This is a genomic window from Streptomyces sp. NPDC101393, assembly GCF_044767385.1.
Classification (GTDB): Bacteria; Actinomycetota; Actinomycetes; order Streptomycetales; family Streptomycetaceae; genus Streptomyces.
Genome location: NZ_JBIWNU010000015.1, coordinates 34,620 through 53,454, shown reverse-complemented (window position 1 = coordinate 53,454; position 18,835 = coordinate 34,620). Strand labels below are relative to the sequence as shown.

12 protein-coding genes are annotated in these 18,835 nt (G+C 73.6%); 8 read left to right on the top strand and 4 right to left on the bottom strand.

Annotation, left to right across the window (positions count from 1 at the left end):
* The first annotated feature begins 403 nt into the window (after positions 1–403).
* Complete coding sequence (locus ACIRQ7_RS34570; RefSeq protein ID WP_404266493.1) at positions 404–4,051, top strand: hydantoinase B/oxoprolinase family protein; 3,648 nt, start codon at positions 404–406, stop codon at positions 4,049–4,051.
* 16 nt (positions 4,052–4,067) lie between these two features.
* On the opposite strand, the gene ACIRQ7_RS34565 is transcribed toward ACIRQ7_RS34570, so the two are convergent.
* From ACIRQ7_RS34565 to ACIRQ7_RS34555, 3 genes are read right to left on the bottom strand one after another with little or no spacing between them, the layout of a single operon-like run.
* Positions 4,068–4,943, bottom strand: a complete 876-nt coding sequence (locus ACIRQ7_RS34565) for a biotin-dependent carboxyltransferase family protein (protein ID WP_404266492.1) — start codon at positions 4,941–4,943, stop codon at positions 4,068–4,070.
* Positions 4,940–5,623, bottom strand: a complete 684-nt coding sequence (pxpB, locus tag ACIRQ7_RS34560) for a 5-oxoprolinase subunit PxpB (RefSeq protein WP_404266491.1) — start codon at positions 5,621–5,623, stop codon at positions 4,940–4,942. The genes ACIRQ7_RS34565 and pxpB overlap by 4 nt, the downstream gene beginning before the upstream one ends.
* Positions 5,620–6,396: a LamB/YcsF family protein gene (locus ACIRQ7_RS34555; RefSeq protein WP_404266490.1), complete on the bottom strand. Its 777-nt coding sequence runs from the start codon at positions 6,394–6,396 to the stop codon at positions 5,620–5,622. Before ACIRQ7_RS34555 ends, pxpB begins: the two co-directional genes overlap by 4 nt.
* Before the next feature lie 319 nt (positions 6,397–6,715).
* Between ACIRQ7_RS34555 and ACIRQ7_RS34550 the strand changes: the two genes are divergently transcribed.
* The 7 genes from ACIRQ7_RS34550 (at position 6,716) to ACIRQ7_RS34520 (ending at position 17,679) form a co-directional block, all read left to right on the top strand.
* Positions 6,716–7,459 carry a GntR family transcriptional regulator gene (locus ACIRQ7_RS34550; RefSeq protein WP_404266489.1) on the top strand — a complete coding sequence of 248 codons (744 nt, stop codon included), beginning with the start codon at positions 6,716–6,718 and terminating at the stop codon, positions 7,457–7,459.
* A 147-nt stretch (positions 7,460–7,606) separates the two neighbouring features.
* Positions 7,607–8,314 (top strand): DUF969 domain-containing protein, encoded by a 708-nt coding sequence (locus tag ACIRQ7_RS34545; RefSeq protein WP_404266488.1) that lies wholly within the window; start codon positions 7,607–7,609, stop codon positions 8,312–8,314.
* On the top strand, positions 8,311–9,279 hold the full coding sequence (locus ACIRQ7_RS34540) for a DUF979 domain-containing protein (RefSeq protein ID WP_404266487.1): 969 nt from the start codon (positions 8,311–8,313) through the stop codon (positions 9,277–9,279). Before ACIRQ7_RS34545 ends, ACIRQ7_RS34540 begins: the two co-directional genes overlap by 4 nt.
* A 137-nt stretch (positions 9,280–9,416) precedes the next feature.
* Complete coding sequence (gene pcp / locus ACIRQ7_RS34535) at positions 9,417–10,061, top strand: pyroglutamyl-peptidase I (RefSeq protein ID WP_404266486.1); 645 nt, start codon at positions 9,417–9,419, stop codon at positions 10,059–10,061.
* Positions 10,062–10,255: 194 nt separating this feature from the next.
* Positions 10,256–11,779 carry a hypothetical protein gene (locus ACIRQ7_RS34530; RefSeq protein WP_401479239.1) on the top strand — a complete coding sequence of 508 codons (1,524 nt, stop codon included), beginning with the start codon at positions 10,256–10,258 and terminating at the stop codon, positions 11,777–11,779.
* Positions 11,780–11,963: 184 nt separating this feature from the next.
* Positions 11,964–12,857, top strand: coding sequence for a hypothetical protein (locus tag ACIRQ7_RS34525; protein WP_404266530.1), 894 nt, complete (start codon positions 11,964–11,966; stop codon positions 12,855–12,857).
* Between the two features lie 79 nt (positions 12,858–12,936).
* Complete coding sequence (locus tag ACIRQ7_RS34520) at positions 12,937–17,679, top strand: hypothetical protein (RefSeq protein WP_404266485.1); 4,743 nt, start codon at positions 12,937–12,939, stop codon at positions 17,677–17,679.
* Here the strand turns inward: ACIRQ7_RS34520 and ACIRQ7_RS34515 are convergent.
* Positions 17,573–18,778 (bottom strand): aromatic ring-hydroxylating dioxygenase subunit alpha, encoded by a 1,206-nt coding sequence (locus ACIRQ7_RS34515; RefSeq protein ID WP_404266484.1) that lies wholly within the window; start codon positions 18,776–18,778, stop codon positions 17,573–17,575. The genes ACIRQ7_RS34520 and ACIRQ7_RS34515 overlap by 107 nt on opposite strands.
* Between the last annotated feature and the right edge of the window lie 57 nt (positions 18,779–18,835).

The window sequence follows — 18,835 nt, the reverse complement described above, 5'->3', positions numbered from 1 at the left end:
CGTGGCGCCCGGCCTGGGGCGGCGACCTGCCCTTCTCCTCCTTCGATCGGAGGGCCGGGGGCCGGCTCCAGGGGCGTCGGCGGAACGCCGATCAGGGGCCGTGGCAAGCGGTCCTTGCGCAGGCCGGGAGCCCCGTCATTCCGGTCGATCTTCCTATAGGCGCAGGTCAGAGGGCTTGGTGGGGTGCCCGGTGCCGGGCGGCCCTCCGCGTTGCGCTCACATGCACCGGACGCCGCAAGGCCTGTCCTTCGGGCGCACGACGGGATGGTGACGACAGGCCGAGCCCCGTCGTCCGCCGGGCGATGGGCGTACGAGGTCGGGCGGTTCGGCCGGCCGCCGGGAGCGGCGCGCGGGGCGTGTTCGACGCCCCGGCAGACCGGAAGGGCGCTGCGACAATGGCCGGATGACGGGACGCTGGGAGTTCTGGATCGACCGTGGCGGCACGTTCACGGATGTCATCGGCCGACGGCCGGACGGGCGGCTGGCCACCGCCAAGCTGCTGTCGCACGACCCCGGGCGCTACCGGGACGCGGCGGTGGCCGGTATCCGCATGATGCTGGAGCTCGGCCCCGGCGAGGCGGTGCCCGCCGAGCGGGTGTCCGTCGTGCGGATGGGGACGACGGTCGCCACCAACGCCCTGCTGGAACGCGAGGGCGAGCCGATCGTGCTGCTCATCACCGAGGGCTTCCGGGACGCGCTGCGCATCGCCTACCAGAACCGGCCGCGGATCTTCGACCGGCGGATCGTGCTGCCCGAGGCGCTGTACGACCGGGTGATCGAGGTTCCGGAGCGGATCGGCGCGGACGGCACGACGGTCCGGCCGCTGGATCGTGACGCGGTCCGCGCGGCACTGGTCCGGGCCCGCGCCGACGGGCTGCGCAGCGCCGCCGTCGTGCTGATGCACGGCTACCGCCACGACGGCCACGAAAAGGCGGTCGCCGCGCTGGCCGAAGCGGCCGGTTTCACCCAGGTGAGCTGCTCGCACGAGGTCAGCCCGCTGATGAAGCTGGTGCCGCGCGGTGACACCACCGTCGTCGACGCCTATCTCTCGCCGATCCTCGGCCGGTACGTCGACGACATCGCGGCCCAACTCCCCGGCATCCGGCTGATGTTCATGCAGTCCAACGGCGGACTGCGGCAGGCGGCGCACTTCCGGGGGAAGGACGCGGTGCTGTCGGGGCCCGCGGGCGGGGTCGTCGGCATGGTCCGCGCGGCCGCCGAGGCCGGTGCCGGCCACGACCGGGTGATCGGCTTCGACATGGGCGGTACGTCCACCGATGTGTCGCACTACGCGGGCGAGTTCGAGCGGGTCTTCGGCAGCGAGGTCGCCGGGGTGCGGATGCGCGCCCCGATGATGAACATCCACACCGTCGCCGCGGGCGGCGGCTCGGTGCTGCACTTCGACGGCCGCCGCTACACCGTCGGTCCCGACTCGGCGGGCGCCGTCCCCGGCCCCGCCTGCTACCGCGGGGGCGGACCGCTGACCGTCACCGACGCGAACGTGATGCTGGGGCGGATCCAGCCCGGCCACTTCCCCGCGGTCTTCGGCCCGGACGGCGACCAGCCGCTGGACGCCGACGTCGTACGCACCCGCTTCGCGGAGCTGGCCCGGCGCGCGGCGGCCGAGGCGGGTGACGACCGCGGCCCCGAGGAGGTCGCCGCCGGATTCCTGGACATCGCGGTGCTCAACATGGCCAACGCGGTCAAGAAGATCTCCGTGCAGCGCGGCCATGACATCACCCGCTACGCCCTCACCAGCTTCGGCGGCGCGGGCGGCCAGCACGCCTGCGCGGTCGCCGACGCACTGGGCATCGGCACGGTGCTCGTCCCGCCGCTGGCCGGGGTGCTCTCCGCGTACGGCATCGGGGTCGCCGACGCCACCGCGATGCGCGAGCAGGCCGTCGAGGCGGAGTTCGCCGATGCCGGGGCGATGGAGCGGCTGCGGGAGGTGTGCGACACGCTGGCCGACCGGGCCCGGCGCGAACTCCTCGACGACGGGGTGCCGCAGGAGAGCATCAGCACCCACGCACGGGTGCTGGTCCGCTACGCGGGGACGGACTCCACCATCGGCGTGCCACTGGCCGACGGGGACGCGATGGCGGCGGAATTCGTCCGGGCCCACCACACCCGCTACGCCTTCACCATGGACAAGCCGCTGGTGGCGGAGGCGGTGTCGGTCGAGGCGCTCGGCGCGGCGGGCGGCGCCGCCGGCCACGAGGTCGGCTCCCGGCGCCGGGAAGGGGAGCTGCGGCCGGTGTCGACGGTGCGGATGTACACGCGGGGCGGCCGCCGTGACACCGGGCTCTACCGGCGGACGGACCTGAATCCCGGTGACACCCTCAACGGTCCGGCGATCATCGCCGAGGACGACGCGACGACGGTCCTCGATCCGGGCTGGCAGGCGGCCGTCGGCGAGGGCGGGTCGCTGCTGCTGACCCGGGTGGAGTCACGTAACGGCGGGGTGGCGGTCGGTACCGAGGCCGACCCGGTGATGCTGGAGGTGTTCAACAGCCTCTTCATGGCGATCGCCGAGCAGATGGGCGTCCGCCTGGAGAACACCGCGCACTCGGTCAACATCAAGGAACGCCTCGACTTCTCCTGCGCGCTCTTCGACGCCGACGGCAACCTGATCGCCAACGCCCCGCACATTCCCGTGCACCTGGGCTCGATGGGCGAGTCGATCAAGGAGGTGCTGGGGCGGCGCCGTGGCGCGATGCGGCCGGGCGATGTGTACGCCGTCAACGACCCGTACCACGGTGGTACGCATCTGCCGGACGTCACCGTCGTCACCCCCGTCTTCGCGCAGCAGCCGGGGGACGGCGGGACGGGCTCCGCGGACCCGGCCCCCGAATTGCTGTTCCTGGTGGCCTCGCGCGGGCACCACGCCGAGATCGGCGGCATCACCCCGGGCTCGATGCCCGCCTTCAGCACCACGATCCAGGAGGAGGGCATCCTCTTCGACAACTGGCTGCTGGTGCGCGACGGCGAACTCCGCGAGCAGGAGACCCGCGAACTCCTCGCGTCCGGCCCGTATCCCTCCCGCGCCCCCGATGCCAACATCGCCGATCTGCGCGCCCAGATCGCCGCCAACGAGAAGGGCATCCACGAACTCCGGCGGATGACGGACCAGTTCGGGCTCGATGTCGTCCGCGCCTACATGGGGCACGTCCAGGACAACGCCGAGGAGTCCGTACGCCGGATCATCGCCGGGCTGGCGGACGGCTCCTGCCGCTACGAGACCGACAGCGGCGCGGAGATCCGGGTCGCCCTCACCGTCGACCGCACGGCCCGCAGCGCGGTGCTGGACTTCGCCGGCACCTCGCCCCAGCAGCCCGGCAACGCCAACGCGCCCAGCTCGGTGGTGATGGCCGCGGTCCTCTATGTCTTCCGCACCCTGGTCGCCGAGGACATCCCGCTCAACAGCGGCTGCCTCAAGCCCGTCGAGGTCCGCATCCCGGAGGGCTCGATGCTGGCGCCCGCCTTCCCGGCGGCCACCGTCGCGGGCAATGTGGAGACCTCGCAGGCCGTCACCGGCGCGCTGTACGCCGCGCTGGGAATCCAGGCCGAGGGCTCGGGCACCATGAACAACCTCACCTTCGGCAACGACCGGGTGCAGTACTACGAGACGGTCGCCAGCGGCTCGGGCGCGGGCGACGGCTTCGACGGCGCGGACGCCGTGCAGACCCATATGACCAACTCCCGGCTCACCGACCCCGAAGTGCTGGAATGGCGCTACCCCGTCCGCGTCGACAGCTTCGCCATCCGGGCCGGCAGCGGCGGCGCCGGCCGGTGGCACGGCGGCTGCGGCGTCGAACGCCGGCTGCGCTTCCTGGAGCCGATGACCATCGCCCTGCTGACCAACCACCGCAGGGTCGCGCCGTACGGCATGGCGGGCGGCGCGCCCGGCGCGACGGGCGTCAACTCCGTGGCTCGCGCGGACGGTTCGGTGGAATCCCTGCGCGGCTGCGACGCCGCGGAGGTCGGTGTGGACGATGTACTGGTGCTGCGCACGCCGGGCGGCGGCGGGTACGGGCGCCCGGCCGACGGCTAGGTTCCCGCGCGCGGCCTCACCGTCCGGTGCGCCCCGCGGGCAGGAACCTGACCGGGGTCCCCGGCACGGCCTGGGCGGCCGGGGCCAGATGGCGCTCGGGGACGACACCGATGACCGGATAGCCGCCGGTCGTGGGGTGGTCGTGCAGGAAGAGCACCGGCAGGCCGTTCGGGGGCACCTGGAGGGCGCCCAACGGCATTCCCTCACTGGGGAGTTCACCGGACAGGGCGCGCTCCAGCGGGGGGCCTTCGGTGCGCAGGCCGATCCGGTTGCTCGCCGGGGAGACCCGGAAGCGGCCGGTGGCCAGGGTGCGCAGGCCGTGATCGCTGAACCAGTCGTCGCGGGGGCCGGGGAGGAAGGGGAGCACCAGCTCCGCAACCGGCCCGGGGTGCGGCACCGCATCGGCGGCGCCGGCCGGGCCGTGCACAGGGCCCAACGGGAGCACCGCGCCGTCCGTCAGCGGATCGGAACCGAGGCCGGAGAGCAGGTCGGCGGCGCGGCTGCCCAGCACCGGTTCGGTGTCGATGCCGCCGCCGAGGGCGAGATAGCTGCGCAGTCCGTGGGTGGCGGGCCCGGCGTCCAGGACCGCGCCCGCCGGGACGTGCACCGGGGCGCCCCAGGGTGCGGGAGCGCCGTCGACGGTCACGGGGCAGGGGGCGCCGGTCACGGCGACAGTGGTCGCCGAACGGACCCGCAGCGCGCAGCCGGTCAGGGTCGTCTCCAGGGTGGCGGCCCCCTCCGGGTTGCCGACGAGACGGTTGGCGAGCCGGTGGGCGGGTTCGTCGAGGGCACCGGCGCGCGGCACCCCGAGGTGCGCGTGGCCGGGCCTGCCGAGGTCCTGGACGGTGGTGAGCGCACCGGCGCGGACGACCGAGAAGGCGCGGTCGGTCATCGGGGCCGCTCCTTGCTGCGGGAGGTCGCCGGGGTTCCGGCGGGGGAGCCGGCGCCGGAGTCCCGGAGGTCCTGGGGGAGGAAGCGGACGCGGGTGCCGGGTGCGAGCAGCGCCGCCGGTTCGCGCTGCGGATCCCAGAGCACGGTGTCGGTGGTGCCGATGAGCTGCCAGCCGCCGGGGGAGGAGCGCGGGTAGACGCCGGTGTACGGACCGGCCAGGGCGACCGAGCCGACCGGAACCTTGGTGCGCGGGGTGTCCCGGCGGGGGACGTGCAGCGCTTCGGGCAGCCCGGTGAGATAGCCGAAGCCGGGGGCGAAGCCGCAGAAGGCGACGTGGAAGGCGGAGCCGGAGTGCAGGCGGATCACCTCGTCGGGGGTGACGCCCCACAGCGCGGCGACATCGGCGAGGTCAGGGCCGTCGTAACGGACCGGGATCTCGACGGTGGGGCGGTCGACGGTGGTCAGTTCGGGGATGTGCCAGGTGGCGAGTTCGGCGGTGAGCCCGCGCGGATCGGCGAGCCCGTCGAGCAGCACGGTGCGCGCGGCCGGCACGATCTCGCGCACCGGTGGCAGCGTGCCGTCGGCGGCGCGCCGCAGCAGTTCGGCGTGCAGCGCCTCGACCTCCTGCGCCGTGTCCAGTTCGATGAGCAGCCCGTGTTCCCCCACGGGCAGCGGCCTCATACGAAGCTCCGCACGCGGACGCCGGCCGCGGTCAGTTCGGACCGCACCCGCCGGGCCAGCGCGGCGGCGCCGGGGGTGTCGCCGTGCAGACACAGGGAGCGGGCCGCGATGTCGACGGGCCGGCCGTCGAGGGAGGTGACGGTGCGGTCGCGGGCCATGCCGAGGGCGCGTGTGACGACCTCGTCAGGGTCGTGGAGCACGGCGCCGGGCTCGCGCCGCGATACGAGGGTGCCCTCGGCGGTGTAGGCGCGGTCGGCGAACGCCTCGCCGACGACGGGTAGTTGGGCGGCGAGTGCCGCCTCGTGGAGCCGGGAGCCGGGCAGTCCGAGGACCGGCAGGCCGCCGCCCGCGGCGCGGATGCCGTCGATGACGGCGCCCGCCTGCTCCTCGTCCCGCACACAGCGGTTGTAGAGCGCGCCGTGCGGTTTGACGTAGCCGACGGCTGTCCCGGCGGCGCGTGCGAAGACTTCCAACGCGCCGATCTGGTAGGTGATTTCGTCGGCCAGCTCGTCCGGTGGCACGTCCATCGCCCGGCGGCCGAAGCCCGCCAGGTCGCGGTAGGAGACCTGGGCGCCGATGACCACACCGCGCTCGGCGGCCAGTTCGCACACCCGCCGCATGGTGGACGGGTCGCCGGCGTGGAAGCCGCAGGCGACGTTGGCACTGGTGACGACGGACAACAGGGCAGCGTCGTCGGTGAGCTGCCAGCGGCCGAAGCCTTCCCCGAGGTCGGCGTTGAGGTCGATGACGGGAGGGGTCACCGCGTCGCTCATGTGTGTCCGTTCCAGAAGTGCTCGGGGGCCGGTCCGCCGGTGTCCGGCTGTGCGTACCGCGTGCTGCGGGCATGCCGGGGCGGCCCTGATACGGGCGGGGCGGAGCGTGCGGGTCAGGGCCGGCCGGCCCGTATCCGTAGTGACTCTCCCCCGAGGGCACTCGGGCCGACCGGCGTTGAGGCCAACGTAGCGATCGTTCAACGATCCGACAAGAGGTGTGTTGTTTCGTTCTCCCATCTGGGATTGACTTCCGCACACGACACCCGGGCGGGCCCATCGTGCACGCACCGCCCGGAGCAGGGCGAGAGCGGGGAGCGAAATGGCCGGCGGAGTGGCGAAGAACGATCAGCGGCGGCTCGCCGAGATCTCGGGCCTGGAGACGGACCGCGCCCTGCTCGGCCGCTCCAGCACGGCCGAGCGGGTCGCCGACATCCTGCGTGACCGGATCATGGAGGGCTACTTCCCGCCCGGCGTCCGCCTCTCCGAGGAGAGCATCGGCGGCGCGCTGGGGGTCTCGCGCAACACGCTGCGGGAGGCCTTCCGGCTGCTCACCCACGAGCGGCTGCTGGTGCACCAGCTCAACCGCGGGGTGTTCGTGCGCATGGTGACCGTCGAGGACCTGGACGACATCTACCGGGTGCGCACGCTGGTGGAATGCGCGGCGGTGCGCGGCCTGGGGGAGGGGCCCTACGGCGAGGAGACGGTGGCGGCCGTCGACGCGATCGAGGCGGCGGTGCGGGCCGGTGAGACCGCGTCCGGGAACCGGTCCTGGCAGGACCTTTCGACCGCAAATATCCGCTTTCATCAGGCGATTGTGGCGCTGGCCGGCAGCCCCCGCACCGACGAGCTGATGCGCGGGGTGCTGGCCGAACTCCGGCTGGTCTTCCACGTCATGGACGACCCCCGGCGTTTCCACGCGCCGTATCTGACCCGCAACCGGCAGATCGTCGAGGCGCTGCAGGCCGGTGACGCCGTGGCGGCCGAACGGCTGCTGCTGTCCTACCTGGAGGACTCGCGCAGCCAGCTCTCGGGGGCGTATGCCCAGCAGATCGCGGAGGGCTGACGGTCCTCCGCGGGTTCGCTGCCGCAGACCCCTTGTCGGATCGTTGAACAATCGCCTAGCCTCCGCAGGAATCTCATCACCGTCCCCCCGGCTCCCCGTGGGGACCCGAGGGAACCCTGCGGGGTCCCGCACGCGGAAGGCGGATCCATGATCGTGCTCCTCGGTGTGCTCGTGGTCGTGATCGGCTTCGCCACGAAGCGCAATCCGCTCCTGGTCGTGGGGGTGGCCGGTATTGCCACCGGCCTCCTCGGAGGCCTGTCGCCGGGCAAAGTGCTCGCCTCCTTCGGCGAGGGCTTCGCGAGCAGCCGGGCCGTGACGATCTTCGCGATCACCCTCCCGGTCATCGGCCTCCTGGAGCGCTACGGCCTCCAGGAGCAGGCCCGCAACCTCATCGCCAAGTTCGGCAAGCTCACCACCGGGCGCTTTCTGGCGCTCTACCTGGGCATGCGCCAGATCGGCGCGGCGGTCGGCCTGACCAACGTCTTCGGGCACGCCCAGACCGTCCGCCCGCTCGCCGTCCCGATGGCCGAGGGCGCCGCCGAGCGCAAGTACGGCGCACTACCGGAACGGACACGGGAGAAGGTCAGGTCGTTCTCCGCCAGCGCGGACAACATCGGGCTCTTCTTCGGTGAGGACGTCTTTCTCGCCGTCGGCTCCATCCTGCTGATCACCGGCTTCGTCAACACCACCTACGGCACCCACCTCGAACCCCTGCAACTCGCACTCTGGGCGATCCCCACCGCGGTGTGCGCCTTCCTCGTCCACGGCTGGCGACTGCTGCGCCTGGACCGCCAGTTGGAACGCGAACTGCTCACCGCCCATGTCGAAACGGGAGCAATGGAGGCCGCGAAGTGATCAAGGCAGAGTGGTTCTACTGGCTGGTCGGGCTGAGCTTCCTGGTGATGGCCGCCCAGATGACCGCCGACCGCAGCAACCCCAAGCGCTTCGGCACCGGCGCCTTCTGGGGCCTGATCGGCGCCGGATTCATCTACAGCAGCTGGGTCGTCACCAAGCAGGTGCCGGCCGAGCCCCTCGGCGTCGCCGTCCTCGTCATGGCCTCGCTCGCCGGCTTCGGCTTCACCGGACGCGGCACCCCGCGCACCACCACCCCCGCACAGCGCGTCGCCAGCGCCGCAAAGCTGGGCAACAGGCTGTTCGTGCCCGCGCTCACCATCCCGGTCGTCGCGATGATCTGCGCCGTCGGCGTCAAGCACCTCTCCTTCGGGGGCGAACCGCTCCTCCAGGAGGGCAGCGAGACCATCCTCGGCCTGGGTATCGGCGCCGTCGCCGCCCTGATCGTCGGCATGGTGATGCTGCGCGAGAAGCGGATCTCGGTGCCGGTGCAGTCCGGCCGCTCCATGCTGGAAGCCATGGGCTGGGCGATGCTGCTGCCGCAGATGCTGGCCACTCTCGGCGCGATCTTCCAGGTCGCCGGCGTCGGCGACCAGGTCGGCAAGCTCGCCGGGTCCATCCTGCCCGAGGACTCGCTGTACGTCGCGATCGTCGTCTACTGCGTGGGCATGTTCCTGTTCACCGTGATCATGGGCAATGCCTTCGCCGCCTTCCCGGTGATGACCGCCGCCGTCGGCTGGCCCGTCCTCATCGGGCACTTCGACGGCAACCCCGCCGCGGTGCTGGCCATCGGCATGCTCGCCGGATTCTGCGGCACCCTGGTGACCCCGATGGCGGCCAACTTCAACATCGTTCCGGCGGCCCTGCTGGAACTGAAGGACCAATACGGCCCGATCAAGGCGCAGCTGCCCACCGCGGGCGTGCTGCTCGGCTGCAACATCGTGATCATGGCGCTGTTCGCGTTCTGACCCACCGGACCCACCGGACCCACCGGACCCACCGGACCTGCCGAACTTCGCCGGGCCCGCCGCCCGGACGCGCGCCCCACCGCCGGACCGCGGGTCCGACCACCGCCCCCACCACCACCACCGCCGAGGATGACCGTATGACCCGGGTACTGCTGACCGGATTCGAACCCTTCGACGGGGAATCCACCAATCCGTCCTGGCAGGCGGTACGCGCCGCCGCGGCCGAACCGCCGCCGGGCCTGGAGGTGTTCACCGCCGAGCTGCCCTGCGTCTACGGGGCCTCGCGGACGGCGCTGCGGAGCGCCATCGAGGAGACCCGGCCCGAGATCGTGGTGTGTGTCGGACAGGCGGGTGGCCGGCCCGACATCACCGTCGAACGCGTCGCGGTGAACGTCGACGACGCCCGCATCCCCGATGGCGCGGGCGCCGAACCGATCGACGAGGAGATCGTCCCGGGCGGCCCGGCCGGCTACTTCTCGACCCTGCCGGTCAAGGCCTGTGTCGCGGCCGTGCGCGCCGCCGGCCTGCCCGCGTCGGTCTCCAACACCGCGGGCACCTTCGTCTGCAACCACGTCTTCTACGCCCTCGCCCATCTCATCGCCACCGAAATGCCGGAAATGCGGGGCGGTTTCGTGCACGTCCCCTACGCGCCCGAACAGGTCGTGGACCGCGCCCAGCCGTCCCTGCCGGTCGCCTCGGTCGCCCAGGCGCTGCGGGAGATCGCCGCCACCGCCGCGGTCACCCGCACCGACCTCCGCGCCGCGGGCGGCGCAACACATTGAGCGCGGTGAACGGCGCGGTGAACGGCGGCCGTGAAGGCCCGCCCGCACCCCACCCCGCCGGGGTGCGGGCGCGAAGCCGGCGACCGGGCCGGTAAGCTGAGCGGTCGGCCGTCAACCGGATTCCGCAGGTTCCCCCCTTGAGCGGATCCGCGCCGTTTCGTCCGTTGTCACTGCGAGCGCCTACTCTGTGCGACGTGACTTTTCCTGCCCCGAGGGCCGCTGCGCCCCAGCTCAACGGGCCACACCGGCCCGCGCCGGGCCCGGCCGCCGACGAAGGCCTGGCCCGTCGGCTGCGTGCCCTGGCATGCACCGCGCCGCTGCACGACCTCGATGTGCGCAAGGCCAACCTCGCGGGCGAGTACGGCATCTATGCCATGGCGGAGGTGGCGCTCGCCGTCATCGATCTCGTCACCCTCAACATGGACTTCGACACCGGAGCCGACCACGAGGAAATAGTGGCCAGGGTGCTGCCGCGGGTCGCCGCCCAGGCCCCCCGCCGCCCCTCGGGCGAGCACGAGCGGGTCGCCCGCTGGGTGCTGGAGAATCTGATCAACGTCGGCAGCGTGGACCGCGGATTCCGCGCCGTCTACGGCACCTTCAACCCCGAGGGCGAGTACGTCCGCCGCGATTACGACTTCAAGCTCATCGAGGAAGTGCCCGGCGCCGGCGGCACGGTCTACCTCCGGGCCACCGACGAAGCGGTCAACGTCCTGGTCGGCGCGCTCGACACCGACGTCACCAGCGCCCAGATCGCCGCCGAGGTCAAGCTGGAGGTGCTGATCAACCGCGGCCGGCTGGCCGACGCCCAGCTCGCCGCCGAACAGGCCCGCTACCGCACGGTGCAGTACGCCGAGACCCTGCGCCGGACCCTGGACGCCACCCGTCGCAACGTCCGCGCCGTCGACTGGCTGCAGACCGTCCCCGACATGATCACCGAGGCGCTCGACCACGTCGCGGACCGCTACCGCCACGAGAACGCCATCCTCACCAACATCCGCAAGGCCCGCGACGAGACGGAGGAGGCCGAGCACAAGCGGCGCGCCGCCGAGCTCGTCGACATCGTCAAGGACTGCATCCGCCGGCACACCCAGCTCCAGTCCCGCCTGCTGGAGGCCGGCCCGCTCTTCCGCGCCGAACAGGACCGGCAGGCCTTCGCCACGCCCACCGCCCGCTCCGGACTCGACCTCTACGGCCAGCTGCTGGCCCCGCTGCTGCCGCTGCCCGCCGAGCACGCCATCCGCGTCACCGACGCCTTCTTCGCCCACGGGACGGGCCTGCGCACCCCGTCGGCGGTCCGGGTCGGCGATCTCGTCGAGGTGCTGCTGACCCCGCCCATGGAGCGCGAGCACCTCGGCGCCGAGATGCCCGAGCCCGACCTGGTCGCGACGCCCGACGACAGCCGTTTCAGCGAGGAGCAGCTGGACGCCGCAACGGCACTGCTCGACCTGCCCGCCGACGCGCCCCGCCGGCTCTCCGGACTCCTCGCCGAGGCCCGCCGCAAGGACCCCGAACTCCCTTATCTGGTCGCCCTGTTGGCGGTGCATGCCGCCAGCCCGCCGGTCGGCACGGCCTACCGCCAGGGCGAGCAGCAGCTGCTCTTCGCCGTCGACGACGGCACGGAGCTTGCCGACCCCGAGTTCGGCGGCGCCGACCTCATCGTCGGCAAGGCCCTGCTGGACTCGGCCGGGATGGCCGCGGACCGCTCGGAGGTGGCCTGATGCCCGCGCCACCGGCACCGCGGCCGCCGGTCCGCGGGCCGCGCCCGGCCCCGCGCCATCCGGCGGCGCCGTGCCCCCGGCCGCCGTCGAGGCGGCACCACTTCCCCGAGACCGTCCCCCACAAGGAGCTAGTTCCGTGACCGAGTACGCCGCCGCCGACGAGGCGACGCCGCAGCCGGACCCGGTGTCCGGCACCGGAACCGGACGGGGCACGCCGGGCGCCGCCCCCGAAGCGGCCGCGGCCGGCCCCGCGCCGGTCACCCCGGCCGACGCCGCCGACGCCGCACGGCTGGTCTCCTTCGGGCTGCAGCCCAAGCTGATGCCCGCCCGCGACGTCGAATACGCCGAGCTGCTGCGCCGCTACCGTGACGAGCCCTCCTTCGCCCGGCTCGCCGACGCCGTCGCCACCGGCCTCGGGCTGGTCGTCCTGGAGGTGTCCACCCGGGCCGGGATGGCCGTCACCGCCGACGAGGACTCCGTCTTCGCGGTCCGGATGGGCGATTACGCCCGCCGTGCCACCGCCGACTCCGCCGACCGCTTCCTGCACGGCCTGGCCCATCTCGCGGTCGCCGCGCTGGCGTTCCCGCGCCCCGAGGACCTCGCCGACGACGGCTACATCGGCCGGATCACCGTCAACGGCGTCGACGCGTTCGTCCGCCAGGCCTGCCGCAGGCTGGAGGAGCGCGCCGAGCAGGAGGGCGAGAACACCGACCCGACCACCGACGCCCCCGGCCTGGAATCGGCCTGGCGGGTCTACGCCAGGCGCAGCGCCACCGGCGCCACCAAGGACGCCCGGCGGCTGGCCGGTTCGACCACCGGCATCATCGCCAAGGCCGTCACCTTCCTCGTCGACTCCGGCTTCCTCCAGCGCACCGGCGACGACGCCGGCGGCGCCTACCGCACCACCGCCCGCTACCAACTCCAGGTACGCGACATGGCGGGCAGCGCCGCCATGGCCGAACTGCTGGAGCTGGGCGTGGTGCCGGTCGCCGACGGCAGCGCCACGCTGATCCCCGGCGAGGAGTCCGACGACCTCGACCTGGTCTCCGACGCGGGCCTGCCGTTCCACACCGGGTAAGGGGCGCTCGACCGCCGGTGCGCCCCGCACCGGCCCGCCCCCCCACCTCCACCCCCTGACACGACAACGAGAGTCCGCCATGTACGAGCTGTCCCGGGTCCGCCTCTACTCCATCGGCCCGGCCGGTGCGCGTTACGCCGACACCGTGCTGGACCTGCGCGGTGTCGGCGCGACGGTGCCCCGGCCCGCGCCGGCCCAGGCGGACTTCTTCGAGGACGAACCGGTCGGCCCGCCGCGCCGCCCGGCCCCCGCGGGCGTCCTCTTCCTGGAGAACGGCGGCGGCAAGTCCGTCCTGCTGAAGCTGATCTTCTCGGTGATGCTGCCGGGCCACCGCAACACCCTCGGCGGCGCCAGCTCCGGTGTGCTGCGCAAGTTCCTGCTCGCCGACGACTGCGGCCATGTCGCGCTGGAGTGGCAGCACGTCCTCACCGGCGAGACCGTCGTGGTCGGCAAGGCGAGCGAGTGGCGCGGCCGGCAGGTCTCCAACGACCCGCGGAAGTTCGCCGAGGCCTGGTACAGCTTCCGGCCCGGCCCCGGCATGAGCCTGGACGCGCTCCCCGTCGCCGAGGCCACCGTCGTCCGGCCCCGCGAGGAGAGCGGCGAGGGGATCTCCGGGGCCCGGGGACGGCGCCGTACGATGAAGGGCTTCCGTGATGTCCTCACCGAGGCCGGGAAGAACTACCCCAACCTCGACGTCGTCTGGGAAGAGATCCACGAGCGCTGGAACGAACACCTCGGAGTCCTCGGTCTGGACCCCGAACTGTTCCGCTACCAGCGGGAGATGAACGCCGACGAGGGCGAAGCCGCCGGGCTGTTCGCGGTCAAGAACGACTCCGACTTCACCGACCTGCTGCTGCGCGCCGTCACCGACACCCGCGACACCGACGGCCTCGCCGACCTCGTGCACGGCTTCGCCCACAAGCTCGGCCGGCGCGCCGAGCTGACCGCCGAGCGCGACTTCACCGCCGGTTCCCTCGACCTGCTCTCGCGGATCGCCGACTCCGCCGAGCAGCGTGAACGTGCGCGCGAGGTGCATGCCGGCGCCGAACGCCGCACCCGCGCCCTCGCCCAGCGACTGCACGCCCGCGGCACCGAGGAGCGCGGCCGGGCCGCGGAGCTCGCCGAGCAGGTCGCCACCGCCGCGCACCACGTCACCGACGCCGAACGCACCCGCGAGCGCCGCTCCCTGGTCTCCGCCGAAATCGCCTACCGGCACGCCTCCCTGGCCCTGGCCGCCGCCGAGAAGGGCGCCGCGGCCCAGCGCCGTGAGCTGAACGACGCCCGTACGCTGCACAGCGCCTGGCAGGCCGCCGAGATCGCGCTGCGGCACCGCTCCGCCGCCGACCGCTCCGCGCGGGTCGCGGTCGCCATCCGCGAGGCCGAACGGGACGCCGCCCCGGCGCTCGCCGCCCGCGCCACCGCGGCCGCCGACCTGGTCCGAGCGCTCCATACGGCGGCCGAGGTCGGCGAGCGGATCGCCAACGAGGAGGAGGAGCGGTCCGCCGCCCTCCAGGAGACCGGTGAAGCGGCGCACCGCGACGCCACCGCCGCCGCCACCCACGCCCAGCGCGCCCGCAGCGAGGCCGATCACCTCAAGCAGCGGCTCGCCGAGGTCGCCCAGGAGACGACCGAGGCCGTCGAGGCGGGCTGGCTGGACGACACCGCTCCGGACGCCGACCCGGCCCGTGCCGCGCTCGCCGCCTCGGACGCGGAGAAGACCGCGGTCGAGGCCTGGGACACCGCCCGTGAGGCCGCCAAGCAGGCCACCGACCGCGCCCGCGAGGCCACTTCCCGGCACGCCGCCGCCGAGCTGGCCGCGGCCCGCGCCGAGGACGCCGCGCAGGCCGCCGGGCGCAGCCACGACGCCGAACGCCGCGCCGCCGAATCGATCGGCGCGGAGCAGCGGCTCGCCGACCTCCTGGGCCTGCCGCAGTCCGAGACCAAGAGCATCGCGCTGCCCGGCCCCCGCACCTCCGGTTCGGCCCCCCACCCGGCCGCGGATTCCGCCGCGACCGGCGGCGATGCGGGCCCGGCGATCACCGGTCCGCTCACCGCCGAGGAGCTCGACCGTAACGCCGACGCCCTGCACGAGCTGCTGGAGGAGGGCGTCACGGCCGCCGAACGGCAGCTGTTCGACCTGCGGACGGCCGCCGCCGACGATGCGCGGATCCTCGGCGCGCTGGGCGACGGCGGGCTGCTGCCCCCCGGGCCCGATGTGCTGGCCGCCGTCGAATACCTCGGCGAGCACGGCGTCCCGGCACTGCCCGGCTGGCGCTATCTCGCCCAGTCCGTCGCCCCCGCCGACCACGCCCGGGTGCTCGCCGCCCGTCCCGAGCTCGTCGACGGCGTGATCATCACCGACCCGGAAACCCATGCGCGGGCCCGCGAGGTGCTCGCCCAGGCGGCGCTGCTGCCCCGCTCCGCCGTCGCCGTCGGCACCGCCGCCGCGCTGCTGGCCCCCACTCCGGCCCCCGACAGCCAGGACACCGGCGTCTTCCTCGTCCCGCCGAACCCGGCGATGCACGACGAATCCGCCGCCGACGAGGAGCGCCAGGCGCTGCGGGCCCGCGCCATAGAGCGGGACGACGAGATCCGGGTGCTCGCGGCGAGGCTCTCCGGGGACCGCGCGCTGGCCGCCCGGCTCGGCTCGTGGCGTACGGGCTGCCCGCCGGGCCGGCTCGCCGAGCTGGCCGCGACCGCCGAGCAGACCCGTACGGCCGCCGAGGAGGCCGTGGCCGAGCTGGCCGAGGCCCGTGCGGTGCGCGCCGAGACCGACGAGGTCGCGGCGGAGGCCACCCGGGTGCGCGACGAGCGGCAGGAGACCGCGCAGCGTGCCCGGCGCGCCGCCGACCTGCTGGCGGGGCTCGCCCACCGCCTGCGTGAGCGCGCCGGCTGGCAGTCACGCCTGCGCGAACTCGCCGATGAGGCCGCGGAGTTCGAGGACCGGGCCGAGGAGTGCGTGGACCGCGCGCGGGCCGCCGACGAGGACCGCAGGGCCGCCCAGCGCGCCGCCGACGACGCCCGCCGCACCGCCCGCGCGCTGCGCGCCGAGCGCGCCGAGATCGCCGGTGTGCCGGACGACCTGGGCGAGGCGCCCGAGGACGCGAAGTCCTCCCTTCCCGCGCTCCGCGAGGCCTACCGCGCCGCCTCCCAGCTCTACGAGAAGGTCGGCGTCGGCGCCGACCTGCGTGCCGAACAGGCCCGCGCCGAGGGCGACGAGAGCGCGGCTCTCGCCGAGTTGAACCGCCTCACCAACAAGGTCCGCACCCGCGCCGAGGCGCTGCTGCAGAGCCCGGACGCCGCCGACGGCCCGTCCCGGCAGGCCGCCGCCGGCCGCGCGGAAGCGCTGGTGCAGATGCTGGAGACCCGCGCCTCCGCCGCCAGCGAGCAGCTCGGCCGGCTGCGCGGCGAGGCGGAGCGGCTGGCGCCGGTGGACGGCGAGGCGCACACCGAACTCGCCGCGGACCAGGTGCCCGCCGACGCCGACCGCGCCAAGGAACTGCTGCGCACCGCGGGCGGTGAACTGGCCACCGCCACCGAGGCGCTGGACACCGCCCGCGCCCGGCACGAAGAGCTGCTGCGCGGCCATCGCGCCGCCGAGGACGCGGCCGGCGGTTTCGACGAGACCGCCGCCCTGCTGCGCGATCTGCTGCGCGACCAGCAGGACGGCGAGGACGCGGCGGGCGAGCAGGCCGAACCGTACGCCGGCCGGGTGGAGGAGGCCCGGCAGGCCGCCGCCGAGTCCCGTCGGTCGCTGCGCGGCTGCGCCGCCGACCTGTCCGCCGCCGACGCCGCGGTGCGCGAGGCGAGCGACATCCTCGTACGGCACGCCAACTCCACCCGCTACGAACAGGTCCGCACCCCGGCCCGGCAGCAGATCCGGGAGCTGCCCGCCGCGGCCCTCCCCGAGCACGCAGCGAAGTGGGCGGACGCCTTCGCGCCCCGGCTGCGGGTGCTCACCGACGAGTTGGAGCAGCTGGAGCGCAACCGCGACAGCATCGTCGACCGGCTGCGCGGCCTGGTGGAGTCGTCACTGACGACGCTCCGCTCCGCGCAGCGGCTGTCCCGGCTGCCCGAGGGGCTGGGGGAGTGGTCGGGCCAGGAGTTCCTGCGCATCCGTTTCGAGGACCCGGACCAGGCCACCCTCACCGAGCGGCTGGGCGAGGTCATCGACGAAGCGACCCTCGCGGCCGTCAGGAAGAACAGCGACCTGCGGCGGGACGGCATGTCCCTGCTGCTGCGCGGGGTCGCCGCCGCGCTGCTGCCGCGCGGGGTGGCCGTGGAGATCCTCAAGCCGGACGCGGTGCTGCGCGCCGAGCGGGTTCCCGTCGGGCAGATGGGCGACGTCTTCTCCGGTGGGCAGCTGCTCACCGCGGCGATCGCGCTGTACTGCACGATGGCCGCGCTGCGCAGCAACGACCGGGGCCGGGACAAGCAGCGGCACGCCGGCACCCTGTTCCTCGACAACCCCATCGGCCGCGCCAACGCCACCTATCTGCTGGAGCTCCAGCGGGCCGTCGCCGACGCGCTGGGTGTCCAACTCCTCTACACCACGGGCCTCTTCGACACCACCGCGCTCGCGGAGTTCCCGCTGGTCATCCGGCTGCGCAATGACGCGGACCTGCGGGCGGGGCTGAAGTACATCAGCGTCGAGGAGCACCTGCGGCCGGGCCTGCCGCAGCAGGACCCGGACGGGGAGGTGGTGCACGGCCAGATCACGGCGACGCGTATGTACCGCCGTCCTGAAGAGCAGCAGATGCCGGCTCAGCCGGAGTCATCGCCGGATGCGGCTCCTGGGTCTCCGGACGGAGCCGATCGGTGACCCACCGGTGGAATTCGCCGATGTGGTGCTCGCTGGGGACGAGCACCCCGCCGGCCCGGTAGGCCCGTGAGTTCATCGCCGGCTGGGTGCGTTCGCAGGCGGCGAAGTCCTGTGCGTTGACCCGGTGGAAGAGTTCCACGGAGCGGGAGAGGTCGGCGCCGGAGTCGACCACGTCGGGTGCGTACAGCCAGTCGCATTCGACGACGGTGCGGTCCGCGGCCATCGGGAACATCCGGTGCACGATCACATGGTCGGGCACGAGGTTGATGAAGACCTGCGGGCGGACCGTGATGGCGTAGTAGCGGCGGTCCTGCTCCTCGGCGATGCCCGCGAAGGGCGCGAAGCCGCCGCTGCCGTCGACGGTGAAGCCCTCGGCCTCGTCGGCGAACGCAGCGCCGTGCCCGACGAAGTACTGGGCGGCGAAGCCGTCCGCGAACTCCGGTAGTACTTCGGTGAGTTCGGGGTGGATGGTGGCGCAGTGGTAGCACTCCATGAAGTTCTCGATGATCAGCTTCCAGTTGGCCGCCACGTCGTAGCGGATCCGCCGGCCGAGCGCGAGGCCGTCGACGGCGTAACGCTCCACGGCCGCCGGATCGCCCAGCCGCTCGGCGACCGCCGCGATCACCGTCTCCTCGAAGGACGGCGGTTCGTCGGCCAGGCACACCCACACGTAGCCCAGCCACTCCCGCAGCCGGACCGGCACCAGCCCGCGTTCGGTACGGTCCACGTCCGGCATCCGCTGGAGGTTGGGCGCGGCCACCAGCCGGCCGTCCAGGTCGTAGGTCCAGGCGTGGTACGGGCACTGGAGGTTGCGCCGCACCTCGCCGGACTCCTCGGTGCACAGCTGGGCACCGCGGTGCCGGCAGACGTTGAGGAAGGCCCCGAAGCCGCCGCGGCGGTTGCGGGTGATCAGGACGCTCTCCCGGCCCACCTGGACGGTGCGGAAGGCGCCGGGCCGCTCCAGATCGGCGGCGCGGACCGCGCAGAACCAGAGCGATTCGAAGATGTGCTCCTGTTCCCGGGCGAAGACACCGGAGTCGGTGTACATCCGTCCGGCGAGGGTGGCGAGCAGGCTGGAGGACGCGGGTGCGAGGGTCATCGGACACCTCCGTTGGCGGGCACGGCGGGCAGCCGGGCGGGGTCGATCGGCTCGGTG